Below are 25,646 nucleotides of genomic sequence, written 5' to 3' on the forward strand. Positions count from 1 at the left end.
CCAATGGTTACTGAAATGGAAAAACAACAACAAGAAGAACAAGAATCCTTAAATCTATTTAATTCAACACAAACGATCATCCAACAGGCATTAACTAAATTAGGCTATAACAATGAAATGTATGAATTATTAAAAGAACCAATCAGATTATTAACTGTCCGCATACCAGTAAAAATGGATGATGGTTCTGTCAAAATATTTACAGGCTATCGTTCTCAGCATAATGATGCAGTTGGTCCAACTAAGGGCGGCGTCCGTTTCCATCCGGAAGTGGATGAAGAAGAAGTAAAAGCATTGTCCATTTGGATGAGCCTAAAGTGTGGAATTACCAATCTTCCATATGGTGGCGGGAAAGGCGGGATCATCTGTGATCCGCGCAACATGTCATTCAGAGAGCTAGAGAGTTTAAGCCGAGGCTATGTTCGGGCAATCAGCCAAATCGTTGGGCCGTCCAAAGATATTCCTGCACCAGATGTTTATACAAATTCACAAATCATGGCATGGATGATGGATGAATACAGCCGTTTACGTGAATTCGATTCACCAGGTTTTATTACTGGAAAACCAATCGTCCTTGGCGGATCGCAAGGTCGTGAAACAGCCACTGCCCGCGGTGTAACGATTTGTATTGAAGAAGCATTGAAGAAAATTGGTAAGGAACTTCAAGGAGCGCGAGTTGTCATTCAAGGCTTTGGAAATGCCGGAAGTTACTTGGCAAAGTTTATGCATGATTCTGGGGCGAAGGTAGTTGCCGTTTCCGATGTATATGGTGGTATTTACGATCCAAATGGATTGGATATTAATTACTTACTGGATCGAAGGGATAGCTTCGGTACCTTCTCTAAACTATTTAAAAATACCATCACCAACCAAGAACTACTAGAATTAGATTGTGATATTCTTGTTCCGGCAGCCATTTCAAACCAAATCACCGCCAAAAATGCGGCCAATATTAAAGCACCTATTGTTGTCGAAGCAGCCAATGGACCAACAACAATTGAAGCAACAAGAATTCTTACTGAACGTGGTGTTATCCTTGTTCCAGACATTCTTGCAAGCGCGGGCGGAGTAACGGTCTCTTATTTTGAATGGGTGCAAAATAATCAAGGCTATTATTGGACCGAAGAAGAAGTAGATGAAAAGCTTAAAAAAGTAATGGTTGATTCTTTTGAAAATATCTATCAAACCGCTAAATCACATCAGGTTGACATGCGTTTAGCAGCATATATGGTTGGAATTAGGAAAGTAGCCGAGGCCTCTCGTTTCAGAGGCTGGGTATAAAAGAAATCATAAGCTGAACTCTCCCAAAACGTTTGGACGGAAAAATCTCTAACTATTCAACGGCTGTAAGAAACTAAAAAGGAGTGAAGGAATTTGTCAGTTACGGAAGAAGATATATTCAGTCCATGTTCGGGTACTGTGGAAACTGTTTTAACCGAGGAAAACGACCATGTCTATGAGTGGGAAAAACTGTTTTTAATTAAAACCCAGAACGGTAAAATTGAAGAGATTTCAATTGGGATAAGCGGGTATATCACCTCATTAGCTGTCAAGAAGGGGCAAGAAGTAAATTCTCAAACTGTACTTGCGACCATCCAAGATGATTTGTTAATTACAGGATCTGATTAAAGAACCTGAAATGCTTTTATAAAACTCTTTTCGTTCATTCGAAAAGAGTTTTTTCTGTTTGTGATGTCGGCTTACTGATTATAATAGAAGAAAAGTTATTTTTGAATGGAGGTTTCAAATGACAAAAACAATTTTTACAAATGGAGTTATTTACACGTTTGATGCTGGACAGGCGATAGTAGAAGCAGTGGTTGTGGAGAATGGTAGAATTGTAGATACCGGCTCTCATCAGGAAATGATCTTACAATGGGGCAGAATGGGAGCAAACATCGTTGATTTACAAGGAAAAATGGCTACCCCTGGATTAATCGATAGCCATCTGCATCTTTCAGGTGTCGCGTTCAACTTTCTGGATTTGGATCTAACCGGAGTTAAATCCAAAAGTGAAATGCTTGGTAAACTTAGAAACAAGGCCAACACAGTCGCACCCGGTCAGTGGCTGGTTGGAATGGGATGGGATGAAAATCTCTTTACGGAAGGCCAAATTCCAACTATAGAAGAATTAGACCACGTGGCCCCACACTGTCCCGTTTATCTAAAGCGGATCTGTCACCATGCGTTTTTGGTGAATAGCAAGGCTCTGGAAATGAGTCAATATCATCCGATGAATAAGGTCCCAACAGGTGGAACGGTTGTTGTAGATCCGATGACCAAAAAGCCGACAGGACTACTGCTCGAGTCCGCTTCTCGACTGATTACAAAGTACATACCAGAGCGAACCTATCAAGAGTTAAAAGCTGGTATACAGCAAGCGATGCAATTTGCGGTCAAAAAGGGATTAACAAGTGTACATACTAACGATCCTGCATATTTAAGCGGTCTCGATTCAACCTATAAAATGTATGACGAATTACTTAACCATGAAGGCCAAGGTTTACGCTGTAACCTGCTCATTGATTATCCCTATCTTCCTGAATTGAAAGAAAGAGGAATGTTTGCTGGTTTCGGAAATGACAAATTACAAATCGGCGCAATCAAAATTTTTGCTGATGGGGCTTTTGGAAGGAGAACCGCGTTGCTGTCAGAGCCGTACCACGATGAACCTAACCAGTTCGGTGATGCTATGTATGACCAAGAAACCCTTTATCAAGTGGTACAAGAGATCCGAGCACACTCGATGCCGCTGGCTGTCCATACGATTGGCGACAAGGCCTTAGAAAATGTTCTAAATATACTTGATCAATTCCCAAAAGTGAAATACCGGGATCGAATCATCCACACGTCCCTTGTTCGTAAGGATTTAATTCAGCGCTTAGCGGACCCAAGCCGAATTGCTGATATTCAACCTAGATTTGTGGTTGGGGACTATCCATGGGTGCAAGAAAGAGTGGGAGAAAAGCGGGAGTCATATTTATATGCATGGAAAACGTTACTCAGTTCTGGCGTATTGTGTGCCGGCGGTTCTGATGCACCAATTGAACCTGTTGACCCATTGCTTGGAATTCATGCAGCAGTAACCCGTAAAGCACCTGGGGATGCTCATAGTGGCTGGAATGCGAAAGAGAAACTCTCCATGCTAGAAGCCGTTAAATTATTCACGGTTGGAGGCGCATACGCCACAAACGAAGAGAATCATAAGGGATCCATTTCTAGAGGGAAGTTCGCCGATTTCACGGTTTATTCAAACAATCTATTTACGATGGATTATCCCGACGAATTACTTAACACTGAGATTGTTATGACGATTATCGATGGCGAAATCAAATATAAAAAATAAGGTAATAACGGTGTTAAAAGTGTTTTGAACAGATGTAAGCGCTTTATAATTAACAAAATAATTAAAATAGTCAAAAAATATTGACAGGTTATTTTTTCAGTGGTAACCTTATAAAAAATTGAAGAAGAATCAATGATGAGAAGAGTAGAGTAAGCCCTTGTTCCACAGAGAGTCGACAGTTGCTGAAAGTCGATGTCAGGACGTATTCGAAGATCATCTCGGAGATGTGTAGCTGAAACGATGGAGTAAGCTAGACCGGAATGTCCGCCGTTACAATGGAACTCGTACCAGGATGGTACGTTGATCGAGAGCTGCAGTGTTGGTTGCTGCGGAAGTAGGGTGGTATCGCGAGTTCACTCGTCCCTATACAATGGGGACGAGTTTTTTGTGTTTAAAAATAGTAGTTGAACTTATTAATTTTACTTTATGGATGCAAAAAATTAGGAGGGAAAAGGAAGATGAGTCAACAAGTTGATAAGAAAGTGTTTAATGTAGAGGATATTATTATTGCCAGCCATAACATTAAGGATGAAATTGCACCAACTCCCCTGCAATACAATCACTTGTTATCAGAACGATATGGATGCCATGTCTACTTAAAACGTGAGGATTTACAAAGCGTTCGTTCCTTTAAAATCCGCGGGGCATATAATCGGATTAAAAAACTCAATCAGGATGAGTTAAAGAATGGAATTATCTGTGCAAGTGCAGGTAACCATGCACAGGGGGTTGCTTATTCTTGTCATCTCTTAAATATTCATGGGAAAATCTTTATGCCAAGCACCACACCAAAGCAAAAGGTGAACCAAGTGAAATTTTGGGGCAAGGAAGATGTTGAGATTGTTTTAGTTGGAGATACCTTTGACGACGCCTATGAAAAAGCAATGGAATGTAGTCAAGAAGAAAATCGGACCTTTATCCATCCTTTTGATGATCCTGACGTGATTGCCGGACAAGGGACGGTGGCCGTTGAATTACTCAATGATTGCCCGGAGAAAATTGATTACCTTTTTGGTGCAATTGGCGGTGGAGGGCTAATGTCAGGTGTCGGTACGTACTTAAGACACTATTCTCCACAAACTCTATTAATTGGGGTGGAGCCACAAGGAGCCCCAGGCATGAAGGAATCCTTTTTAAAAGGGGAAGTGACCTCATTAAAGGAAATTGATCCATTCGTGGACGGGGCAGCGGTAAAGACAGTAGGTACCTTAACCTATAATATTTGTAAGGAAATTATTGACGATATCCTTGTCGTTCCTGAAGGCAAGGTCTGTACAACACTATTATCCTTATACAATGAAAATGCCATCGTTGTGGAACCGACTGGAGCACTTTCAGTGGCAGCCTTAGATATGTATGCTGAAGAAATTAAAGGCAAGACGGTGGTCTGCATCGTCAGTGGCGGAAACAATGATATTGGCCGGATGCAGGAAATTAAAGAGCGTTCAAAAATCTATGAAGGATTGCAGCATTATTTTATTGTCAATTTCCCACAACGTCCAGGTGCATTACGTGAGTTTTTACTTGATGTTCTTGGTCCAAACGACGATATTAGCCATTTTGAATATACGAAAAAGAATAATCGCGAAACGGGCCCAGCATTAGTGGGAATTGAGTTGAAGGATAAAGGAGATTATTCGCCATTGATTGAACGCATCAAAGCAAAAGGATTTTTATATCGTGAAGTAAATAAGGATAGTACTCTGTTTCAAATGTTGGTATAGTTCCTATCATTTGTAAAGGTCGAACGTGAGGGTTCGACCTCTTTTTGTCGTTTAAATGGGACTAAAATCAACTTCTTACACGATTTTGCTTAATAGACTCTTAACAAATGATGCAATTAAGGTATAATATTATTTGTCAATGATAGAAACATCAATAAATTATGAACTCCTAATTATTATTTTGAACTTTGCTATGGATACAGCATAGTCCATTATACTAATTTTGTGTAGATTCAGAAGTAGAAAGAGAGTGTTCAGAAATGGGACGTAAGTGGAATAATATCAAAGAAAAGAAAGCTTCAAAAGATGCAAATACAAGCCGTATTTACGCTAAATTTGGAGTTGAAATTTATGTAGCAGCAAGACGAGGCGAACCTAATCCTGAATCCAATCAGGCTTTAAAATTCGTACTCGAGCGCGCAAAAACATATAATGTACCAAGACACATTATTGACCGTGCAATTGAAAAAGCAAAAGGCGGATCAGAGGAAAGCTATTCCGAACTTCGTTATGAAGGATTCGGACCAAATGGATCAATGGTAATCGTTGATGCTCTAACAAATAACGTAAACCGTACCGCATCAGATGTACGTGCTGCATTTGGTAAAAACGGCGGGAACATGGGCGTAAGCGGCTCTGTGGCCTATATGTTTGATGCAACAGCGGTTATCGGTGTTGAAGGCAAAAACGAGGAAGATGTTCTTGAATTATTAATGGAAGCTGATGTTGACGTCCGTGACATTATTGAAGAAGAGGATTCTGTGATTGTTTACGCTGATCCAGAACAGTTCCATGCTGTTCAAGAAGCATTTAAAAATGCAGGGGTTTCAGAATTTACCGTGGCGGAATTAACCATGCTTCCACAAAATGATGTGACACTTCCTGAAGACGCACAAGCAAAATTCGAGAAAATGATTGATGTATTAGAAGAACTAGAAGACGTTCAACAAGTGTATCACAATGTTGACTTAGGTGAATAAACATTAAAACAGACCTGTAAAGGGTTTTTTGAACAACTAGAATTTATGAATGGTGATATACTTACAAAAAAAGCTGTAAAATGTTGTGATAAACTTTAAACTCACTTTTGTATGAAAAATTCATAACAAGGGTGGGTTTTTTTGTATGGATTTAGATGATATTTATAAAGAATTTCTATACGATTTGGATATAAAAAATTATAGCCCTCGAACCATAAAAGGATATAAAAATAACAACAAAGCATTTAAAACGTTTTCAAAGTCATTAGGAATTAATCTGGATAGCGAAATTTACTTCAGCGTGTATTTCTATTATTTAGGATTAAATCAAGGTATAACAACTCTGATTGAGTCTGGAAGGTAATTCAAAAAGAAGCCTTAAAAGGCTTCCCGGAAATTAATCTAAATCAATTTTCTTAACCTTTAAGAAGTTTTTTATTCCTAATTCAGCAGAACTTAATTTTCTATCGATATAACTATGAGGATCATAGGTTTCAATATGTCCTTCTAACTGTTGTTCAATCATGTCACTGAGCATTCCTGACACTCTGCATAAATGGTCAATAACACCAAGTAATTGAAGCTCAGTTACACCAACAGTTGTCGTTGTATTAGTATGTGTTACTTGATAGAAGATCTGATTAATCCTATAATCTAATTCCTTCATGTCTTCAATTGTAAATTTATCTTTTAAATTTGCCATTTAACTAACCTCCTAAGAAAGTGGATTTACATTTAATCTTATTCGATAGAGGAAGTATAAAGAATACCATGACATGTTTCTTAACATGGAATTAACAACAACTCAACAATATTAAGGAGTGATGACTTCCTATAAAACAAGAACTTCATTAAATGAATATGAGGAAGAGAGGTGGATCAAAAATGGGAATTGAGGAAAAAGACAAAGAATTTATGCAAGCCATTGGTATTTTCAATAATTTTTATTGGATACATACACCAGATAAATAAAACCCTTCTCAATCGAGAGGGGCTTTAATATTAATATCTATATCTAAACACATTGAAGGTTTGGGAAGTGTAACATATGTCGGGGAATTAGACATTGAAAAATTGATAAAGAGGTATTGAAAAGTAAATACATTACTGGTGAAAAATAATATGACAAAAAAAACAAATGAAGAATATATATATTAGGATATACATAATTTTAGCTATTGTAAAAACCCATATTGTAAACTATTATAAATGTAAATAATTTCATACTAAAAGTAAGTTAAAAATTATCTGTATATCAACATTCCTTACCCTGACTAAGAAGACATTCAACAAGTGTATCACAATGTTGACTTAGGTGAATAAACATTAAAGCAGACCTGTAAATTATCAAGATCTAAAGATCAAATACAATATGAAGATGTCACATATTCGTTCTATAAAATATGTGACATTTTTTTTTGTTTTTTTATTTAATTGTCTTAAGAATAATGACGATTGTCCAGACCACTCTTGTCCTATGACAATATAATAAAATGTACTTATCAGATAATTGAGAATAAAACTGGTAAAGATACATCCTTCAATAAAAAACCTTCAAAGATAGGATGACAAAGCTTATGCGAACTATTGTATTTATTGAAACGAATAAATCCGGTTCTAGCAGAGAAGCCATAAAAGCGGCTGAGCGGCTAGGCTATTTTACGGTGTTATTCACCAATAGACAAAAGTACATTCAGCAAAGAACAGAATTTCCCGAAGTCCATCAAATGATTTTAGTGGAATTATCCAATGATGTTGTAATAAAAAATAACCTCAATGATCTACAAAAACAAGGTAAACAAATAAAAGGCATTTTTAGTTTTGTACATTCTTATGTTCACCTAGCAGCAGTATTAGCAGAAGAATATTGTACAAGTGTGGTCTCTACTGATGCCATTTTAAAAATGGAAAATAAAGTGTTAACTCGTGAACTTCTTAAAGGACACCCGAATTCTCCCTATTATGCCCTTTATACACCAGATTACCCCTTAGACTATTTTATCAATCAAGCAAAGGACTATTTACCTCTAATTCTAAAGTCTCCCGCATCTGCTGGCTCAAAAGATGTTATTCTAGCAAATAACGAGAACCAGCTGAAGGTGGCCATAAAAGAATTACGAAAAAAAAATGAACAGATTTTACTGGAAGAGTATCTAACAGGACCCCAATATTTAATTGAAGTTTTAGTCCACAATGGAAAAGTTCATATCGTCGCGATCATCGAACAACAGATTACTTTTTTAAAACGATTTATCGTAACCGGTTATTGTTTACTACCTAATATCAATCAAAGAATGTACGAGAGTATTCATGAAACTGTAAATTCCATATTAAGGGCCTTTGAAATGAAAAATGGTGCCTGTCACCTCGAAATGCGCTTAGTTGATGGTATATGGAAATTAATTGAAATTAATCCAAGAATCTCAGGTGGAGCGATGAATCGAATCATTGAAGTAGGATATGGAATTAATCTTGTAGAGGAAACCATTCAATTAATGCTAGGAAAAGAGCCTCGCCTTACTAAAAAACACCGTAAGTATGTATACGCTCATTATTTAACAGTTGAATCTAGAGGAAAATTAATTAAGGTAACGGGGAAAGACCTCGCCTCTCAATTTCCCGGTGTAGAAGAGGTGTTTATCAAACCCAGACAAGGACAAATTGTACGTCCGCCTTTATCAATGGGAGATCGTTGCGGATACATTTTGACATCTTCAAATATAAAATTCGAAGCAAAAAGAATGGCCATACGAGCAGCAAGCATGGTGCATTTCTACCTAGACCCAATATAAAATTTCCGAGTGGCAAATTAATGATGAACAAAAATTCTTAGCTTAAGAAGAATTGGAGAGGTGGTAAGTAAGTGAAATGACGCTAATTGGCATGCTTCATCATCGGAGAGATCCTATTAATGTAAAGAAAGCATATGCTTATGCTGCTGTAGCAAAAGCAGAAGGGGTAAACTTTTTTTACTTTACCCCAGGAAAGGTGAATATTAAACAGCAAAAAATATTAGGAAAAGTCTATGAAAATGGTAAATGGATTGAAAAGGAATTTCCTTTCCCAGATGTCATTTATAATGCAAGTTATCTAGCAAGTGAAAAAACTAAAGATATTTTTGATTATTTATATGATAGGATTCCGTTTACAAGTCATTCAATCGGGGACAAATTAACGGTATATAACAGAATTAAAAAGGCCAATAAATTTAAACAATACCTTATTCCTTTTTACGAATTAACTGACGTTCAGATTTTTTTTGACATGATTAAACGATATCAAAAAGTGATTATCAAACCTTTATCTGGGCATCAAGGGGGAGGGGTTGTTTTTATTGAAAAATATGGTTCAAATTACAAAATAATTGATGCAGGATTAGAATCATCGATTAATGAAAAACAATTGTTAGACTGGTTATCCACAAAAATAAAAGAACAAGATTACGTCATTCAACAGTTTATTACAAGTCAAACAAAATCTGGTCATGTTTTTGATTTCCGGTTGCATGTACAAAAAAATGGAGAAGGAAAATGGGTTATTACTTCTATATATCCAAGGATCGGGCGTTTAGGTACCATAACATCTAATATGGGGAGTGGTGGTTATAGTACTTATCTGGATATTTTTTTAAAAACAGAGTTTGGTGACTCTTGGTATGATATTAAAAGGTATCTTGAACAGTTTGCGCTAAGTTTTTCAAATCATTTCGATTCTTTATATGACAATGAATTAGATGAATTAGGAATTGACGTCGGAATTGATGGAGACCAAAAATTATGGCTTTTTGAAGTAAACTGGAGACCAGGTCCGCCTAATATATATAGTCTTGAATTAGATGTAGCCAAAAATACGATTTTGTATGCAAAATATCTAGCTGATACGAATAAACATTAAACTAAAAAAGCAGCTTGCCGCAAATGAACTGCACCTTCAATTGTGAACAATTGGGATGAGGTTCATTTAGGTAAGCTGCCTTTTTTTGATGAAATTTGCTATCATTTTACCTTCTTAAATATTCGATGACATCATCAAAGTCTGAGTCATTCCCGCCCGTTTTGAAATAAACAATGTCATTTGGGATTAAAAATGAATCAAAAAACCTCTTCATTTCATCTGCATCTGAAAAATGATAAACATTATGTGGAATTATTCCTGCCTCTATAGCTGGCTTTTGAAAATCTTTTGCAATAAACCCTTTTGTGATGAGAATATCGACCCCCGAATCAGCGATTAAATGTCCTGCCTTTTCGTATTCTTCATCTGCATATTTTCCAAGTGCCGTCATTCTTCCCAGAACCGCAATTTTTCTTTGGGATGGCAATGCGATCTTGCTTAATGTTTCTAAGCCTGTTCTTAAAGAAGCAGGATTTGACTTCCACGTATCATCCACTAACGTGATTTGATTTCGTCCTTCCATTACTTGAAAATGGGATCTCATGTGTGGATAAGAAGATAATCTTTTTAAAGCATAGTGAATATCCACACCTAACATGGCAGCAGCCGCTACTGATGCGATTGCATTATATACACTATGCTCACCAAGTCCCGGAATATATCCTTTGTATTCACTTTGCATATATTCCATCCAAAAAGTCATGCCGGATGAAGTATATTGATATCTCTTAATCCTAAAAATAGCATTCTTGTTTTTTCCGAAGGTGATAATCTCTCCCTTAAATTTAGATTTATTAATCGAGGAGAGATAGGGGTCGTCGGAGTTTAGGATGAGAATTCCCTCATTATTCATCCCTTGCATGATTTTTGCCTTTTCTGCTAGATAACGATCAAATGATCGAATTTTATCCGTATGATCGACATCAATCATTGTCATAATCCCCATCGTCGGATAAAAATACTTACAAGACTCCGTCATATCCCCTTTTTTAGAAACGGCTGTTTCAAACACTGCCACATCTGTATCTTCCTCAATTCCCAATAAATAAGAAAGGTTGTAATAGTCGGCATTTTTGCTGGATATGGTTGCTTGGACATTGTGTGTATCTTCTAATATGTGTTTTAGCATTTCCTTCGTCGTAGACTTTCCACATGTACCTGTAATGGCAACCACAGGAATGTTAAACAGGTGCCTGTAATACGAGGTGAATTTAAAGAAACTATCTTTGAGATTCTTTACCATAATGATTTGATTTGGATGTAAACTTTCCATGTGAGAAAAAGGTGTATCAGTAACGACGAATACATTTTTGTATTCCTTTATCCTATCAACAGGCACCTCTCTATTGTTAAAACGAAAATATAATGTATGACTGCTAATTTCAGATCTGTCATCAGTGACCGTCTCAATCCGTATCCCTTTTTGCTTTTCATGAGGCTGAATGTTCATGGCAGTTAAAATGTTTTCCAATAATAATGTCTTCAAAATGTCCCTCCTGAAGTTCCTTTTTTGAAAAAAAGCATCTGCACCTTAATACCGTCCTATAAGATAGAAGTGATTGAAAATTCAAAAGCTAATATATCATATGACATGTCCCCTAATGCAGGTGTGTGATAACAACTCAGGCAATTAGCGGAAATTATCATGCTAAGGGATTCATTAAAGGTTAATCTTGCCGGAAAAGCCGTTTGTTCGCTTTATTCCTTTAAAGTGTGATATTATTCATAATATTACCAACCGAGAGAGGATGAATAAGATGTCTTTGGAAAGTGTAAAGGCCCATTTTAAACAATGGGATCGTGAAAATGATGTAATGGAATTTGAAACTTCAAGCGCAACAGTAGAACAAGCTGCTGAGACAATTGGAGTAGCACCAGCTCGAATTGCTAAAACTTTATCTTTTCGGGGGAGCGAAGATAACGCTATTTTGATCGTTGCGGCAGGGGATGCAAAAATCGACAATAAGAAGTTTCGGCAGCAGTTCGGTTACAAAGCACGCATGCTCTCTCCGGATGAAGTACTCGAACAAACCGGACATGCCATTGGTGGTGTGTGTCCCTTTGGATTGAATAATGAGTTGGACGTATACTTGGATGTCTCCATGCAACGCTTCGAAACACTTTATCCAGCTTGCGGAAGTACCAACTCTGCGATTGAATTAACGAAAGAAGAGTTATTTACCTATTCATTTGCAAAAGAATGGATTGATGTTTGCAAAGGTTGGGGAGAAGAGGAAGAGATAGCACAAAAAAGTCAACAAATTGAGGTTTAAATTAAAGGTTCATCCTAGTTGCCAGTTATGCGGAAGATTCGTTCAACAGTAACCATAGGAGTCCTATGATGCCCGTTGAGCGAAAAAAACAAGACCAACGGTAACCATAGAAGCCCTCTAATGCCCGTTGGTCCAAAAATATCCCACCCATGGGAATCAGTGTAAGGTCTAAATGCTCATCAATAAGAAAATCAAAAAAAGACCGAGCACTTTGCTCGGTCTTCCTTTATTATTAAACCAATTACATCACACTTTCACCATTATCATAATTAAATTGCCATTCAATTCCAAACTTATCTTTTAGGGAACCATAGCATTTGCTCCAGAAGGTTTCTTGAAGCTCCATGACTACCGTACCGCCTTCTTTCAGTTGGTTAAAATAAGAGCTAATCTTATCCAAGTCTTTATTAACAATAGCTAGACTTATGTTATTACCTGCTACAAATGGCATACCAGGGAAAACATCAGAAAACATAACGTTACTTCCATCAATATTAAGCCTTGTATGCATGACCAAGTCTTTTGCTTCTTCTGGAAGAGGGTAGTCTGAGTTCTGTGGCGCTCCCCCAAACGTCATAATTTGCGGCTTTTCTAAGCCAAATACCTCCGCATAAAATTCTGCTGCCTCACGACAGTTCCCATTAAAATTAAGATAAACATCAACAGACATGTGTGATAACCCCTTTTATATAAAATTTAAACATTGGTAATTGTACCATTTACTGGACAAATTTCAAATATCCACTAAGTCCAAACTCCAAACCTGACCCTGATAAATAATTTAGTTTCCAAGCGAATACAATTTACAATCATCCTATTTTGAATTTACAGAAAGAGGGTACGTGTGATGAAATTCAAAATTCATCGTTGTAATTGTCGGAAATTATGGTCCATTCAAACGCGAAAATCGAAGTTTACAGCCATTTCTGTTCTCCTAGATGGAAGTTGGGGCACAGAATTGAAACCTCATCGGAAATATAACCCCAAAGGATTTGTGACGACAAACGCAAAACAAGATATCATTGTCAATCCGACAGTAGAAGAAGTAGAGAAGTTTGAAAAAGTGGCAAAACTGATTTATGACAAAAAAAATGTTAATTTTAACGTGCACAAAGGCGAATCTTTATTCTTCGCCGAAGACGGCACATGTTATCTTCTAAAAAAATTGTAACTACTAAACCATTAATATTTAAAATGCTTCTGAACAAATTCCCCAATTTCATCAATCGCTTGTTGACCTTCTGGTATGGCAAACGTTTGAAAAACATGCCACATCTCGTCCCATACTTTAAAGGTTACTTCCACACCTGCTTCACGTGCACGATCGACTAATCGGGCTGAATCACTTAAAAGGATTTCATCGTTACCTACATGAATCAACATCGTAGGAAGACCAGACAAATCCGCATAAATGGGTGATACAAGGGGATGACTAAGATCCAAATCCCTGGTATACAAAGTTGGTATGGCTCGGGTTGCATCTGGTGATAACCATGGATCAACGTCGGCTCTAGTTTCCATTGATTCACCGGTACCTTCCAAATCTGTCCACGGAGACAATAGGACTGCCAAAGCTGGCAAGGCTTCATCCTCATCTTTTAAAGAAAGGAGCGTAGCAAGAGTTAAACCGCCGCCAGCCGAATCGCCTCCGATGATAATTTTATCAGGAGATATACCGGAGGAAACCAACCCGCGATATACTTTAACGGCATCCTCAATCGCAGCTGGAAATGGGTTTTCTGGTGCAAGTCGATATTCAGGAACTAAAACCCGTGCGGCCGTTGACTGTGATAGTTTTGAAGCCAGGTATCTATGAGTGTTGCAGCTTCCCATTATGTATGCTCCGCCATGAAGATAAAGAAACACTCGGTCTTCGACAGCATTAGGTGCGATGACCCATTCTGCCGTGATGTCCTCAATCTTTGTTTTCTCCACTATGATATCCGGTGCCACAGGGGTTAAGGAGGACAATGCTTCTAGGCCCTGCCTTGCTATTTCAATGTCAGTTCCTGCTGTTTGGCTTGCTTTTGCTGTCATTAAATATTGTCTAACTAGTAAACTTTCTTGACTTGCCATGACGATTTTCTCCTTTCAACCTAAAATGTAAGCGCGTACATATAGTTATTTCTCTATGATTCCTTAAATTCCTCTACAATTTTACAACAATTTTATGAACGAAAAGCCCTGCACCAAAAAATTAGCTAGTTAAAAAAAGGTGGGTACAGAGATGAAATGTAATCAATGTCAAAATGAAATGATAAAAGATTGTAAAGTTAATGTTGAATTTGATACGTCTGGGATTAGAATAAGTAAAAAAGGGAAAGGTTTTTTCAACAAAGTATCTGCAAAAGCTAAAGCAGCCGTTTGTTCAAATTGTGGTTATGTAGCTTTCTACATTGATGAATATAAAGAGTTTAGTGAGCAGGATAGATAATTATTTAGCCGAGCGAATGTTCGATAAGAATAGTCGATTCTTATACTAACGAGTACTTTACTTCAATAAGGAGTAAGGCTTTTTTCTTATTCAACTAAAGGAGCAGGTTTGTTGAAGAAGGTATTTGTAATCAAATATTGAATAATTAGTTATATATACAAAAAATGTAAAAGTTTTAGATTTGAGTTAATTAATACAAAGGAAGAATTAAATTGAGCGAACTTAAACTGATTAATACTTACAAAAACGAACTTCAAAATTACTCTTTGGCACAGCTAAGATATATATCTGAAGAAGCGGTTTGGTCTATTGGGCAAATGTATGACCATTTAATCCTTGTTGCCCATGAGTATCTAGATAATATGGAAACATGTGCTACCTTAAATAATGAACAACTCCTTGGGAAAACGGAGTTTGGTGAGCATTTATATAAAATCGGAGGGTTTCCACCAATTAAAATTAAATTACCGGATGAACTAAATGCTCCACCTAATAATTCAGATAGCAAGGACGATCTTATCAGCAGAATCGATCAAGTAATTCTAAGGTTGAGCCAATGGGAATCGAAAGTGGATAATATAAACCCAAATTATAAAGGCGAGCATGGAGGGTTCGGCTGGCTGAATGCCAGGGAATGGTATGATTTAGTTGGTATGCATTTTCGTCATCACTTGCGCCAAAAGGATGAGTTAGAACAAAGGCTTGTTAAGTAACGGGTGTGTAAGTTAAGGATAGGATTGCTTTGTCGAGCCTGTTTCCTTATTCAAGTAACGGAGTGCTTTAGTAAAATAAGATAATACAAAAAAGGCATAGAGTTGAAAATAACTCTACGCCTTTTTCGCCTTAAAGATTATCTAGGCGTTATTGGCTTAACGCTAATAGCTGGGGAGGTAGTCGAAATAATACATCCTTCTAAATGATCGGAATTTAACAAGCCTAAATTTAGAGCTGCCTTAATTTTTACATCATCAGGCTTTTTCACTACCTGGAGGAGATCGTTCATCTGTAACTCTTCTAATCTTTTAATGGTTTCAGCTTCATCATATTTTTCAGTTTTGCGAATTTGCCGTTGGAGCTTATAGCCGCTAATGGTAATTTCACCTTTGTGATCTGTACCCACTAGATGATTAAAGTAATTTTGAAAAGCATCCTTTAATGCATTCATTTCCATCTCTATTTCTTTCTTCTGCTTATTTAACTCGTAATACTTCACCAACATTTCACCTGTAATCTGATTCCTCATTTGTACCCTCCTCTAGTTGCGAACATATATTCTTATTTTATGATTTACCTCTTCAAAAAAGAACCTGAAAAAGTGGGAGAAGCAAAAAACATTTGCTTTCTTGTTTAGTTAATGGCAAGCTATATAAAGAGTAAAAACTTCATTGGAAAGAATTAAATAGGTGATTAACATGATTGAGATTAAGACATCCAAGCTTAGTGATGGGGAATTAAATAGAGGGGTATTTGCGACTCGTGATATTACAAAAGGGGAGCTGATTCATGAAGCACCCGTTATTCCTTATCCAAATGAGGAGCATGTTCATATTGAAAAAACACTGCTGGCTGATTATGCATTTGAATATGGAATCAACCACACTGCACTTCTTTTAGGATATGGGATGCTATTTAACCATTCATATGAGCCGAATGCTACGTATGAAATTAATTTTCCAAATCACACGTTCGATTTCTACGCATACAAAGATATCAAAGCAGGGGAAGAAATCCTGATCAACTATAATGGGGAAGAGGACAATAATGACCCGCTTTGGTTCAATAAAGATGATTCGGATAATGGAGAAAAGGACAGATTATAGCAGCATCGCTGCTTAATCTGTCCTTTTTCTTTGCTAAAAATGTCAATCAGTAAAAATAAACCGCAGTATTAATACTGGAATAATCATAGGACTTTAGAAATATGATGTCATTGGGCATGTTTTATTTTTACCTAGAGATTGCCAGAATACCGCTCAATCAAATAGAAAGGCAATCCCCTAGGAAACTACCAAAGGGGTGAAAGCTTGAAAAGGATTATCGGTTTGGGTTTATTTATTTTAATGATTGGTTTATTGAGTGCTTGTAGCGATGATGATTCCTCAAAAGAACCTACAAGTAAACCTGCTAGTGAACCTGCAACAGCATCTGCAGGAGATGACATTTTTCAAAAAAGCTGTATCACGTGCCATAGTTCCGGCGACATTACAGGTGGTCAAGTAAAACTAGATTCAGCGAAAATCCATGCCGATTTTCAAAAGAAAGAAGAGCTTTTAGGTTTTATTCAAAAGAATATGCCTAAGTCTGCACCCGGTTCATTATCAAAGGAACAATATGATGCTGTTGTAAATTATCTATGGGATCAAAAGTAAAAGTACCTAAAGCATAAATAAACGTGATAGTCCGGGCCTCTTCCGGGCTATTTTGTTTCGATTCGATGAATAGTGCGCTTCCGGGCCACTAAAATTTCAATTATTCGAAATATCTGTTATTATTAGGTGGTCCAGAGACCGGACATGCGATTACTAGCAATTTTGTAAAAGTGGATGGCACGATGGATATTTATAGTACTGCCTGATAGCTAGGGAAATCCCTTTCGCAATATTTGTGGCCATTGTGTAAATAAGATGAAGGTTCGTGGATAGTAGAGAACATTCTAATGTCGGATCATTTTCCAACACAACCCCCATAATACTGCAGTCACCAATCGCGGGAAGTTTTTTTCCTAAACCGGACCCAGGCAGGAGGGACCCGTCACGAACCACGATGGAATTAACGATTCTTTCTGAACCGAGAACACTGTCGATAGCAATGACAAAACTATTTTGGGGCAGAGTAATCTGTGAAACCTTAGGGACAAGTGTTTGTCCATCTAAGGGTGACTGTAGATTCCCGACTACTGTTAAGTGTTGAGGATATAGATTATGAAGCAAGGTACCAACAAATGGACCAAGACTGTCACCATTTATTATATTTGAACCTATTCCAATCACGAAAATATGTTCTGTTCCTTCCGGAATAATAGAATGTAAGCTGTCGCGAATAAATAATGGTGCTAACTTATGATTAAATGGAATAATTTTTTCAAACAAATCGAGCCTAACGTTCAAAGCGTTCATCTTTATTTCCCCCAAGCCCCAAAATGCGAATTAGTAATCTAGCAAATTTCATAGTTTTCTGATAATGTTTAAATATTCTGCATTTATTAAAATTACCCTTCTATATTATATTAAAAACCTGGAGGAATTTACTTATGATTATTCAAAAAGCAACGATAAATGAATTGGGGTCGTTAACAGAATTATTTGATTTATATCGTGTCTTTTATGAGCAAAAGTCTGATTTGGAGGGTGCACAAGCGTTTTTAAAAGCTAGATTAGTGAACGAAGAATCTATTGTTTTTTTGGCGTTTGAAAGGAATCATCCTGTTGGTTTTGTTCAGTTGTATCCAACCTTTTCGTCTGTAAGTATGAAGCGGTCATGGGTACTAAATGATTTGTATGTGAAGGAACAGTACCGTGGAAAGGGTGCTGGAGAACAATTAATAAATAAGGCGATTCAGTTTGCAAAGGAAACAGGAGCAAAAGGCATTATGCTGGAAACAGGTAAGGGAAATCACAATGCACAGCGGCTCTATGAAAAAATTGGTTTTGAAAAAGAATCAAATTATTTTTATTATTATTCCATTTAAAAAAGGATGCTAGCAGTGGCATCCTTTTCGTGTGCGGTAACTCTATTGTAGAAGAGAAATGGTCTCTTTATCACATATCACAAAAAGTTGGGCGTCTTCAGGGATATTACTATCTAGCTTTTGATTTATATGAAGGTCACCTCGGTCTGCCACAAGGGTTGCCCCTTTATTAAGAAGGTCCTCAAAGGCATTCCGATAGGTCTTCCATTCAGGTCGTGTAGGAATTTCATACATGGCTTCTCCATATTGAATGCTCATTAATTCAGAATACATATGAGTGACACCGTGGGAAAATAATGATCTTACTGCAGCGTGTGAGATCATTTCTTGAGTAGGAATAAACTCATCGACATTTACATGCTCAAATAACCGGATGTGCTTTTGATTAATCACTTCGGCAGTAACGTGAATCGATTTATGTAATTTTTCTTCTATGGAAGTAATGGCCGTTGCAATTAATAGGGTTTTTCCATCAACTAGTACTTGGTCAGGAGTTGCATAATTATCCTGGGTAATTTGGTCGGCAAAAATAATTACTCCCTTTGCAGTCGGTAGATTTGCATTAAAAAGGGTTTCTTCATGGGTGGCATCTCCACGGACATAATATAGACGCTTTTCCATTAAGGGGGCTTTTTCTAAATTATCAATGATGACAATTTCTATTTTTTTATCCGTTTTTAGAATTTCTTCGATGGCTAATTTCGATTTCGCACTCCAACCAATCAAAATGATATGGTCTTTTCCTGTATACTTCATATTGCCTCCAACTTTCATTTTATCAACTAGAAAGACAGAATTGAAAATTTTTCCGATAAGCACACTGACAAGTCCGATTCCAGTAATATAAAGGAAGATTGTATACACCTTACCAGCATGCGTAACAGGGGCATAGTCTCCAAATCCTACGGTGGCCAGTGTGGTCAAAACCCAATAAATAGAGGTAATATATGTTTTAAATGTTTTCGGTTCAATTATATAAATTCCTAAGGCTGCCATTAATATGTATAAAAAGACAAATGGAATAAAAATTTTATCCCGAACCTTTATTAATTGATAAAGTATTTTTCTCATTTTCATCCCCATATGCATCCAACCCTATCTATATCAAGTAAATATTACTTATATTTCCCTATTTTTGTAGATTAATGAAATATTATCAGGTGCTTTGACCATTTTTTCCATAAAAAAAGGAAAGTGGCCGAACCACTTTCCTAAAGAAGGAAAACTTTTATGGGTTAGTACATCATATGTAGCAGCTTGTACATGCATGTAGTAAACCTGTCCATATTAAAAAAATATTTTTAAAAAAGAGGCCTATTTTTTTTAAAAGGATTAGCAGATTTTTTGAATAAGCTCGATTGAGTTATTTTTGGGTGAGTTAACTAAGGAAGAAACTTCGTACGTCTCCATTAGGCTTTCATCGAATGGGACGAGTAGTTTATTTAAATCATTGGGATTTGACCCGGATGGATCCAGCCAGATTTTTTCATCGTCCGGCTTCAAAATAACGGGCATTCGATCATGTATATCTTTCATTAGGTCATTGGGTCCAGTTGTAATGACAGAACAAGTATAGAGTGTTTTTCCTTCTGGAGATTTCCAAGCTTCCCATATACCCGCCATGGCAAACAAATCATCAGACTTTAGTTTAATCCGCATGGGGGTTTTGCTTTTATCCTCATGCCGCTTCCATTCATAAAAGCTGTCAGCAATGACTAGACAGCGCTTTTTTTGGAAAGCTTTACGAAAGCTTGGTTTTTCGGCCAAAGTTTCTGCGCGTGCATTAATCATTTTATGGCCAATGGCCGGATCTTTTGCCCAAGGCGGAACCAAACCCCATTTTAAAAATCCCATCCGATTAGACTTCCCATCATTTATGACAGCATGGACGGCCTGGGAGGGAGCAATGTTAAAACTTGGCTCATAATTTTCTTGTTCAATAAAGGCTTGGATTTCGAAACGATCGATGATTTCTTCGAACGTTGCTGTTAATGTGAATCGGCCGCACATATCATTTACACCTCACGATTTGGATATTTATATTGTAGCAAACTTCATGGATAAAAATCCTTTCTAAACGGTGTAGAATGAAAAGAAGACCGCTATTATTGAAAAGCGGTCTTCTTTTCTGAAATCAATGGGATCTCCGTGCAAAATCGACAAATCGAAACTTATCGGGACGATGCCTTGATTCGGTGAATTGAAAGAGGGTGGCATCATCTAAATATACGTAGTTTTTAATGACGACAACATTGTGAAAACCTTCTAAGTCTAGTAGGGATCTGTCTTCTTGTGAAGGCTCCTCCACGACAATTTCCTTTTTGGCAAAGCTAATCGTCAAGTTCAATTCATTTTCAATGTATTGGTAAATCGAATCAGCGCAAATTTCTTCTGTCAGGGAAGGAACGAATTTTTTTGCTAGAAAATCTTTATCCAAGATAATTTTCTCGCCGCCCATTTCCCTTGTCCGAGTGACTTTCCACACAAGGTCTTTACTTCCTAGTTGAAGCTGCTGCCTGACAAAGCCATCGGGCTTTATTAATTCCAGTTCATTTACAATCGTTTTCGGTTTACTGCCCATTTTATTAGCAAGTTCTTTAAAGCTTACTAGCCCCGAAACCGGAAAATCAAATTTGCTGATGTCGATTACAATCGAACCTTTACCTCTAACTTTTTGAATATAGCCATTTTGTGAGAGCAAATTTAATGCCTTCCGGATCGTCTCTCTGGATGTCTCGAATTGATCTTTTAATTCGTTTTCAGAGGGGAGAAGTGTTTGGGGCGGCATCTCACCGCTTTTAATTTGCTCGACAATGATGTTATAGATTGTTAGGTACTTGTTCGTCATAATGACATCTCCGTTCATCTTTTCAGGTAATACACAATCGACTCATATGGCCGTAATAAGATTTCCTGTCCAAGTGAAATCGAATCCTCATAATTAGAGAGTAACATCTCACTATCATCCACTTCAAGATGTAAATGAGCAGGGAGGACGAAGGTATGCTCTTTGCCATAAAAATTATTGATGACAAGTAATTGTTCCGTATCACTTGTTCTTAGATAGGCAAATACAGCATCATCCTGATTGGAAATCGGCTGATATTCTCCATCCGTAATAACATCATACTGTTTTCGCAATTGAATCAGTTTTTGATAATGGAAAAAGATTGAGTTTGAATCTTTGAGTGCCTTTTCCGCATTGATTTCCTGATAATTACGCGCTGTTTGGATCCATGGAGTCCCATTTGTGAAACCTGCATGCGCAGTTGCATTCCACTGGATAGGTGTTCTTGAATTATCACGGGATTTTTGTTTTAAGATTTCAATAATCTTCTGCTCGTCCATGCCTTCATTTTTCTTGATATCAAAGATATTTAAAGATTCCACATCACGATATTCATCAATCGAATTGAAGTTTGGATTGGTCATCCCAATTTCTTCCCCCTGATAAATGTATGGAGTTCCTTGAAGCAAATGAAGGGCAGTTGCCAGCATTTTAGCTGACTCTTTATGATACTTTTGATCATTTCCAAAACGTGACACGACCCGCGGTTGGTCATGATTACACCAGAAGAGAGCGTTCCAGCCGCCGCCTTGATTCATTCCCACTTGCCAGTCAGATAATATTTGTTTTAAGGAATGAAAGTCAAAGTCTGCTTTAGTCCATTTATCACCATTGGGATAATCGACCTTCAAGTGGTGGAAACTGAAAGTCATGTTTAACTCTTCTTGTGCTGGGTTAGAGTACTTAATACAGTTATCGATGGACGTTGACGACATTTCACCAACGGTCATTATGTCGTATTTCGAAAATACCTGTTCGTTCATTTCATGTAAAAATTGATGTATTTTTGGTCCATCCGTATAGAATTTACGGCCATCAGTGTCATCTTGAGGGAAGCTTTGATCTTTGGAAATTAAATTAATCACGTCGAGACGGAAGCCATCGACACCTTTTTTTAACCAAAAGTGCATCATATCGTATAGGGCAGCACGCACATTTTCATTTTCCCAGTTAAGGTCCGCTTGGGTAACATCGAATAAATGGAGGTAGTACTGTTCCGTGTTCTCGTCATATTCCCATGCCGAACCACCAAATTTTGATTCCCAGTTCGTTGGTGCTTGACCGTTCTTACTGTCTTTCCAGATATAAAAGTCGCGATAGGGGTTATCCTTAGAGCTTTTTGCCTGTTTAAACCACTCATGCTCTGTTGATGTGTGATTAATGACGATATCCATAATAATTTTCAAGCCTCGTTTGTGGGCTTCTGCTAACAATCGGTCAAAGTCTTCCATTGTTCCATATTCTTCATGAATAGCGTAGTAATCGCTGATGTCATAGCCATTATCCCGTTGTGGAGATTTGTAGATAGGAGTAAGCCAAAGGACTTCTACACCTAGTTGTTTTAGGTAATCTAATTTTTCAATGATACCTTGAATATCACCGGTACCATTCCCGGTCGTATCATTAAAGCTTTTCGGATAGATTTGATAGACGACTGCTTTTTTCCACCATGCTGTTGTCATTTTCCAACACCTGCCTAATTTAAATAAGTTTCTAATGAGGAAAAGGAGGGAGTATGTCTCCCTCCAAACTATGTGATTTTGCTGTTATTTTTTAAAAGAAAATTTATTCATGCGTGTTTTAGCAAATACCATCGTTAGGATGAATGGAACGACAATGGCTACTACCATGGCAATCGCAAACATTGCCATATGCTGCGCCTGGATAGATAGGAATCCAGGAATACCACCTACACCGATAGAGTTAGCCATAACGTGGCTACCAACTGAGACAACACCTGCAATCATTGAACCAATCATAGCAGCAAGGAATGGGAAGCCATACTTTAAGTTAATTCCGAACATTGCCGGCTCTGTTACTCCTAAGTAACAAGAGATGGCTGCTGGAATCGATACTTGTTTTTCTTCTTCATCTTTACGATTAATAAAAATCATTGCAAGAACAGCAGAACCTTGAGCAATATTTGATAGAGCAATCATTGGCCACAGGTTCGTACCGCCAAGTTCACTCATCAATTGTAAGTCAATCGCATTCGTCATATGGTGTAAACCTGTGATAACAAGTGGGGCATAAGCAAATCCGAAGATTGCCGCAAAAATCCAGCCAAATGCTGAGGTTAAGCTAGAATACACAACATGAGAAATACCAGAACCGATGCTCCAGCCAATAGGGCCTAATACTGTATGAGCGATTAATACAGTGGGAATTAACGCCAAGAATGGAACGACAATCATAGAAATGGAATTTGGAACAATTTTACGTAATCTTGTTTCTAAGAAAGCAAGGACTACACCAGCTAAAATGGCAGGGATTACTTGTGCTTGGTATCCAATCATTTTAATTTTCGCAAAACCGAAATCCCAGAAAGGAATTTCTTTTGCATCCGCTACACCGTAAGCATTAAGCAATTGCGGAGAAACGAGCGTGATCCCAAGAACAATACCAAGGATTTGTGATCCACCCATTTTTTTCGTAACCGACCAGGTAATTCCTACTGGCAGAAAATGGAAAACAGCTTCACCAATCAACCAAAGAAAGGCATGGACACCTGCCCAGAACTGAGAAACCTCGGTAATTGTTTTTGTTCCACCATCAAGTAATTTGATATCTCCAATGATGTTTCTAAAGCCAAGGATTAAACCACCAACAACTAGAGCTGGTATTAAAGGCGTAAAGATCTCAGCGAGGTGGGCCATCATGCGTTGCAGCCAGTTCATATTTTGTTGTGCTGCTACTTTTGCATCTTCTTTAGACGTACCATCGACACCAGCAATTTTGACAAATTCATTATAAAAGCTAGATACTTCGTTCCCAATGATGACCTGAAATTGTCCAGCTTGTGTAAAAGTACCTTTTACAAGTTTAATGGATTCGATTTCTTTAATGTCTGCTTTGCTTGGATCGTTTAAAACAAAGCGCATTCTTGTCACACAATGAGTGACCGCAGCAATGTTCTCCTTACCGCCAATGTGCTTTAATAGATCTTTTGAAGGATCTGTGTAGTTCGACATTTGTCTTTCCCCCTGTTTAAATGGGTAAAACCCCATTTTCTATCTTCTATTTTTTTCTCACTCTCTATACAAGTTATGGGTGCGTTCTCAATCAAACATCGCGTCTTGTATATACAAGTTGTGATTACGTTTTCATTCTAACTTGTATATACATGTGTGTCAACGATAAATTTTATAAGTTTTTTTACAAATAACGTAAAATCCACAATGAAAATTCAATTTATAAAAAAGGGAATTTCTTGTTTTTTTCTGTGCCTTTTGTAGGACTTTTGCACTTTAAAGCAATAATGATTGATAGAATTTTTAGAAAATGTTAATATAAAGATGTTTAAATTCTTCTGAGTTTAGACCTCCTAATTAGGGACTTGGCATAGACCACCAAGTTCTCATTTAAACCTTTGAATTCATTCAAAGGTTCTTTTTTTATGGATGTGTTAACCGTTAATGTTGATTTTGGCACTCTGTTGATTGGAGTGGAAGGCACGAAGACTCCTGCGGGAGTACGGGGCAGGTGAGACCCCGCAGGAGCAAAGCGACGAGGAGGCTCCCCGGCACGCCCGCGGAAAGCGAAGTACCTGGAACGGAAATCAACAGACAAGTTTAACACAGCCATTTTTAATAAAAATCATGATTCCTGGGTACTTTGGTAATAAATGAAGGGCGTAGGAGGCAAAAAGACATTGGAATTTAATACAATTAGTAAATGGGATGCACAGTTATGGAATAATCAGATTAGCCCTATTTACCACCATGCATTCGATGGAAAGGGAGCAAAGCCGGAGAAAATCATACACAATATGTTTCGAAAACAACTTTGTTTTTTACATATCGGAATAGTGGAGAATCAGGTAGTTGCCATGGCAGTAACAGGTAAGCTGGAAGGAACCGATGCTTTAATCATTGATTACCTTGCTGTCGATTCTAAATGGCAGCATCGCGGGATGGGAAGGCATATGATGCGGTATATCCAAGATTGGGCCCTGACCAAAGGAAATGCAAAAAGCTTGGTAATTGAAGTAGAATCTGAAGAGACACCCGAAACACTAGCCAGAAACCAATTCTGGAAAAAGTGCGGATTCATAATGACCGAATACATACACCATTACATTTGGGTCCCCGAATCCTATCGTGCTATGTATTTAATAATGGTGCCTGACACCAATATACCTAAACACGGTGAGGAACTGTTTAAATATATTGAAAAGTTCCATAAGGCGTCGTATCAAGGGGCATAGTCCGGAATGGTAAAATAACTTATTTGTTTAGCA

At 37.5% G+C, this 25,646-nt stretch carries 27 protein-coding genes and 1 other annotated feature; of the genes, 16 read left to right on the forward strand and 11 right to left on the reverse strand.

The window, feature by feature from the left end:
* The first annotated feature begins 15 nt into the window (after positions 1-15).
* The 6 genes from BR30_RS0124165 to BR30_RS37485 all read left to right on the forward strand — a co-directional run bounded on the left by BR30_RS0124165 (position 16) and on the right by BR30_RS37485 (position 6,414).
* Positions 16-1,281, forward strand: coding sequence for a Glu/Leu/Phe/Val family dehydrogenase (locus BR30_RS0124165; protein WP_155928851.1), 1,266 nt, complete (start codon positions 16-18; stop codon positions 1,279-1,281).
* A gap of 93 nt (positions 1,282-1,374) precedes the next feature.
* Positions 1,375-1,629, forward strand: coding sequence for a biotin/lipoyl attachment domain-containing protein (locus tag BR30_RS0124170; protein WP_026567251.1), 255 nt, complete (start codon positions 1,375-1,377; stop codon positions 1,627-1,629).
* A gap of 118 nt (positions 1,630-1,747) precedes the next feature.
* Positions 1,748-3,346, forward strand: a complete 1,599-nt coding sequence (locus tag BR30_RS0124175; RefSeq protein WP_026567252.1) for an amidohydrolase — start codon at positions 1,748-1,750, stop codon at positions 3,344-3,346.
* A gap of 123 nt (positions 3,347-3,469) precedes the next feature.
* Positions 3,470-3,714: a binding site (T-box leader), on the forward strand.
* Positions 3,715-3,804: 90 nt separating this feature from the next.
* Positions 3,805-5,070 carry a threonine ammonia-lyase IlvA gene (gene ilvA / locus BR30_RS0124180; protein WP_026567253.1) on the forward strand — a complete coding sequence of 422 codons (1,266 nt, stop codon included), beginning with the start codon at positions 3,805-3,807 and terminating at the stop codon, positions 5,068-5,070.
* A 260-nt stretch (positions 5,071-5,330) separates the two neighbouring features.
* Complete coding sequence (locus BR30_RS0124185) at positions 5,331-6,050, forward strand: YebC/PmpR family DNA-binding transcriptional regulator (RefSeq protein WP_026567254.1); 720 nt, start codon at positions 5,331-5,333, stop codon at positions 6,048-6,050.
* A gap of 145 nt (positions 6,051-6,195) precedes the next feature.
* Entirely contained in the window at positions 6,196-6,414 is a 219-nt protein-coding gene (locus tag BR30_RS37485) for a hypothetical protein (RefSeq protein ID WP_026567255.1), read from the forward strand.
* Positions 6,415-6,447: 33 nt separating this feature from the next.
* Here the strand turns inward: BR30_RS37485 and BR30_RS0124195 are convergent, their stop codons facing one another.
* Positions 6,448-6,753: a hypothetical protein gene (locus BR30_RS0124195; protein ID WP_026567256.1), complete on the reverse strand. Its 306-nt coding sequence runs from the start codon at positions 6,751-6,753 to the stop codon at positions 6,448-6,450.
* Between the two features lie 874 nt (positions 6,754-7,627).
* Between BR30_RS0124195 and BR30_RS0124205 the strand changes: the two genes are divergently transcribed.
* Both BR30_RS0124205 and BR30_RS0124210 read left to right on the forward strand, forming a co-directional pair.
* Entirely contained in the window at positions 7,628-8,842 is a 1,215-nt protein-coding gene (locus tag BR30_RS0124205) for an ATP-grasp domain-containing protein (RefSeq protein WP_026567257.1), read from the forward strand.
* A 76-nt stretch (positions 8,843-8,918) separates the two neighbouring features.
* Positions 8,919-9,944: a YheC/YheD family endospore coat-associated protein gene (locus BR30_RS0124210; RefSeq protein WP_026567258.1), complete on the forward strand. Its 1,026-nt coding sequence runs from the start codon at positions 8,919-8,921 to the stop codon at positions 9,942-9,944.
* 106 nt (positions 9,945-10,050) lie between these two features.
* Here BR30_RS0124210 and BR30_RS34450 read toward each other — a convergent pair whose 3' ends face one another.
* Complete coding sequence (locus BR30_RS34450) at positions 10,051-11,430, reverse strand: Mur ligase family protein (protein WP_051633764.1); 1,380 nt, start codon at positions 11,428-11,430, stop codon at positions 10,051-10,053.
* A gap of 271 nt (positions 11,431-11,701) precedes the next feature.
* Here BR30_RS34450 and BR30_RS0124220 point away from each other — a divergent pair, with 271 nt between their 5' ends.
* Positions 11,702-12,217, forward strand: a complete 516-nt coding sequence (locus BR30_RS0124220; protein WP_026567259.1) for a YbaK/EbsC family protein — start codon at positions 11,702-11,704, stop codon at positions 12,215-12,217.
* Positions 12,218-12,458: 241 nt separating this feature from the next.
* On the opposite strand, the gene BR30_RS0124225 is transcribed toward BR30_RS0124220, so the two are convergent.
* The gene (locus BR30_RS0124225) at positions 12,459-12,887 is read right to left on the reverse strand and encodes a VOC family protein (protein ID WP_026567260.1); all 429 of its coding nucleotides are present in this window, start codon (positions 12,885-12,887) and stop codon (positions 12,459-12,461) included.
* Between the two features lie 177 nt (positions 12,888-13,064).
* Between BR30_RS0124225 and BR30_RS0124230 the strand changes: the two genes are divergently transcribed.
* A complete protein-coding gene (locus BR30_RS0124230) occupies positions 13,065-13,388 on the forward strand; it encodes a hypothetical protein (protein WP_026567261.1) in 324 nt (107 codons plus the stop codon).
* Positions 13,389-13,399: 11 nt separating this feature from the next.
* Here BR30_RS0124230 and BR30_RS0124235 read toward each other — a convergent pair whose 3' ends face one another.
* On the reverse strand, positions 13,400-14,293 hold the full coding sequence (locus tag BR30_RS0124235; RefSeq protein ID WP_026567262.1) for an alpha/beta hydrolase: 894 nt from the start codon (positions 14,291-14,293) through the stop codon (positions 13,400-13,402).
* A gap of 151 nt (positions 14,294-14,444) precedes the next feature.
* On the opposite strand from BR30_RS0124235, the gene BR30_RS34455 reads away from it, so the two are divergent.
* Both BR30_RS34455 and BR30_RS0124245 read left to right on the forward strand, forming a co-directional pair.
* Positions 14,445-14,651, forward strand: coding sequence for a hypothetical protein (locus BR30_RS34455; RefSeq protein WP_035446095.1), 207 nt, complete (start codon positions 14,445-14,447; stop codon positions 14,649-14,651).
* Positions 14,652-14,863: 212 nt separating this feature from the next.
* Entirely contained in the window at positions 14,864-15,364 is a 501-nt protein-coding gene (locus tag BR30_RS0124245) for a DinB family protein (RefSeq protein WP_026567263.1), read from the forward strand.
* A 137-nt stretch (positions 15,365-15,501) separates the two neighbouring features.
* Here BR30_RS0124245 and BR30_RS0124250 read toward each other — a convergent pair whose 3' ends face one another.
* Complete coding sequence (locus BR30_RS0124250; RefSeq protein ID WP_026567264.1) at positions 15,502-15,894, reverse strand: hypothetical protein; 393 nt, start codon at positions 15,892-15,894, stop codon at positions 15,502-15,504.
* A 169-nt stretch (positions 15,895-16,063) separates the two neighbouring features.
* Between BR30_RS0124250 and BR30_RS0124255 the strand changes: the two genes are divergently transcribed.
* Together BR30_RS0124255 and BR30_RS34460 are read left to right on the forward strand one after the other, a co-directional pair.
* Positions 16,064-16,471 carry an SET domain-containing protein gene (locus BR30_RS0124255; RefSeq protein ID WP_026567265.1) on the forward strand — a complete coding sequence of 136 codons (408 nt, stop codon included), beginning with the start codon at positions 16,064-16,066 and terminating at the stop codon, positions 16,469-16,471.
* 204 nt (positions 16,472-16,675) lie between these two features.
* Positions 16,676-17,020 carry a c-type cytochrome gene (locus tag BR30_RS34460; RefSeq protein WP_035446096.1) on the forward strand — a complete coding sequence of 115 codons (345 nt, stop codon included), beginning with the start codon at positions 16,676-16,678 and terminating at the stop codon, positions 17,018-17,020.
* A gap of 153 nt (positions 17,021-17,173) precedes the next feature.
* Here BR30_RS34460 and yyaC read toward each other — a convergent pair whose 3' ends face one another.
* Positions 17,174-17,767 (reverse strand): spore protease YyaC, encoded by a 594-nt coding sequence (gene yyaC / locus BR30_RS0124265; protein ID WP_051633765.1) that lies wholly within the window; start codon positions 17,765-17,767, stop codon positions 17,174-17,176.
* 134 nt (positions 17,768-17,901) lie between these two features.
* On the opposite strand from yyaC, the gene BR30_RS0124270 reads away from it, so the two are divergent.
* Positions 17,902-18,339 carry a GNAT family N-acetyltransferase gene (locus tag BR30_RS0124270; protein ID WP_026567267.1) on the forward strand — a complete coding sequence of 146 codons (438 nt, stop codon included), beginning with the start codon at positions 17,902-17,904 and terminating at the stop codon, positions 18,337-18,339.
* 42 nt (positions 18,340-18,381) lie between these two features.
* Here BR30_RS0124270 and BR30_RS0124275 read toward each other — a convergent pair whose 3' ends face one another.
* From BR30_RS0124275 to treP, 5 genes are all read right to left on the reverse strand, one after another.
* Positions 18,382-19,410: an ion channel gene (locus BR30_RS0124275; protein ID WP_197032404.1), complete on the reverse strand. Its 1,029-nt coding sequence runs from the start codon at positions 19,408-19,410 to the stop codon at positions 18,382-18,384.
* A 261-nt stretch (positions 19,411-19,671) separates the two neighbouring features.
* Positions 19,672-20,349 (reverse strand): SOS response-associated peptidase, encoded by a 678-nt coding sequence (locus BR30_RS0124280; protein ID WP_026567269.1) that lies wholly within the window; start codon positions 20,347-20,349, stop codon positions 19,672-19,674.
* A gap of 124 nt (positions 20,350-20,473) precedes the next feature.
* On the reverse strand, positions 20,474-21,187 hold the full coding sequence (gene treR, locus BR30_RS0124285) for a trehalose operon repressor (RefSeq protein ID WP_026567270.1): 714 nt from the start codon (positions 21,185-21,187) through the stop codon (positions 20,474-20,476).
* Positions 21,188-21,201: 14 nt separating this feature from the next.
* The gene (treC, locus tag BR30_RS0124290; protein WP_026567271.1) at positions 21,202-22,869 is read right to left on the reverse strand and encodes an alpha,alpha-phosphotrehalase; all 1,668 of its coding nucleotides are present in this window, start codon (positions 22,867-22,869) and stop codon (positions 21,202-21,204) included.
* An 84-nt stretch (positions 22,870-22,953) separates the two neighbouring features.
* Complete coding sequence (treP, locus tag BR30_RS0124295; protein ID WP_026567272.1) at positions 22,954-24,378, reverse strand: PTS system trehalose-specific EIIBC component; 1,425 nt, start codon at positions 24,376-24,378, stop codon at positions 22,954-22,956.
* A gap of 680 nt (positions 24,379-25,058) precedes the next feature.
* On the opposite strand from treP, the gene BR30_RS0124300 reads away from it, so the two are divergent.
* Positions 25,059-25,613, forward strand: a complete 555-nt coding sequence (locus BR30_RS0124300) for a GNAT family N-acetyltransferase (protein WP_026567273.1) — start codon at positions 25,059-25,061, stop codon at positions 25,611-25,613.
* The last annotated feature ends 33 nt before the right edge of the window (positions 25,614-25,646 follow it).

The sequence above is a fragment of the Bacillus sp. UNC41MFS5 genome (assembly GCF_000686805.1).

Bases quoted from the DNA above. Each gene is read 5' to 3' on its own strand.
- BR30_RS0124165 (WP_155928851.1), top strand. From the start codon at position 16: ATGGAAAAACAACAACAAGAAGAACAAGAATCCTTAAATCTATTTAAT.
- BR30_RS0124175 (WP_026567252.1), top strand. From the start codon at position 1,748: ATGACAAAAACAATTTTTACAAATGGAGTTATTTACACGTTTGATGCT.
- ilvA (WP_026567253.1), top strand. From the start codon at position 3,805: ATGAGTCAACAAGTTGATAAGAAAGTGTTTAATGTAGAGGATATTATT.
- BR30_RS0124185 (WP_026567254.1), top strand. From the start codon at position 5,331: ATGGGACGTAAGTGGAATAATATCAAAGAAAAGAAAGCTTCAAAAGAT.
- BR30_RS37485 (WP_026567255.1), top strand. From the start codon at position 6,196: ATGGATTTAGATGATATTTATAAAGAATTTCTATACGATTTGGATATA.
- BR30_RS0124195 (WP_026567256.1), bottom strand. From the start codon at position 6,753: ATGGCAAATTTAAAAGATAAATTTACAATTGAAGACATGAAGGAATTA.
- BR30_RS0124205 (WP_026567257.1), top strand. From the start codon at position 7,628: ATGCGAACTATTGTATTTATTGAAACGAATAAATCCGGTTCTAGCAGA.
- BR30_RS0124210 (WP_026567258.1), top strand. From the start codon at position 8,919: ATGACGCTAATTGGCATGCTTCATCATCGGAGAGATCCTATTAATGTA.
- BR30_RS0124220 (WP_026567259.1), top strand. From the start codon at position 11,702: ATGTCTTTGGAAAGTGTAAAGGCCCATTTTAAACAATGGGATCGTGAA.
- BR30_RS0124225 (WP_026567260.1), bottom strand. From the start codon at position 12,887: ATGTCTGTTGATGTTTATCTTAATTTTAATGGGAACTGTCGTGAGGCA.
- BR30_RS0124230 (WP_026567261.1), top strand. From the start codon at position 13,065: ATGAAATTCAAAATTCATCGTTGTAATTGTCGGAAATTATGGTCCATT.
- BR30_RS0124235 (WP_026567262.1), bottom strand. From the start codon at position 14,293: ATGGCAAGTCAAGAAAGTTTACTAGTTAGACAATATTTAATGACAGCA.
- BR30_RS34455 (WP_035446095.1), top strand. From the start codon at position 14,445: ATGAAATGTAATCAATGTCAAAATGAAATGATAAAAGATTGTAAAGTT.
- BR30_RS0124250 (WP_026567264.1), bottom strand. From the start codon at position 15,894: ATGAGGAATCAGATTACAGGTGAAATGTTGGTGAAGTATTACGAGTTA.
- BR30_RS0124255 (WP_026567265.1), top strand. From the start codon at position 16,064: ATGATTGAGATTAAGACATCCAAGCTTAGTGATGGGGAATTAAATAGA.
- yyaC (WP_051633765.1), bottom strand. From the start codon at position 17,767: ATGAACGCTTTGAACGTTAGGCTCGATTTGTTTGAAAAAATTATTCCA.
- BR30_RS0124270 (WP_026567267.1), top strand. From the start codon at position 17,902: ATGATTATTCAAAAAGCAACGATAAATGAATTGGGGTCGTTAACAGAA.
- BR30_RS0124275 (WP_197032404.1), bottom strand. From the start codon at position 19,410: ATGAGAAAAATACTTTATCAATTAATAAAGGTTCGGGATAAAATTTTT.
- BR30_RS0124280 (WP_026567269.1), bottom strand. From the start codon at position 20,349: ATGTGCGGCCGATTCACATTAACAGCAACGTTCGAAGAAATCATCGAT.
- treR (WP_026567270.1), bottom strand. From the start codon at position 21,187: ATGACGAACAAGTACCTAACAATCTATAACATCATTGTCGAGCAAATT.
- treC (WP_026567271.1), bottom strand. From the start codon at position 22,869: ATGACAACAGCATGGTGGAAAAAAGCAGTCGTCTATCAAATCTATCCG.
- treP (WP_026567272.1), bottom strand. From the start codon at position 24,378: ATGTCGAACTACACAGATCCTTCAAAAGATCTATTAAAGCACATTGGC.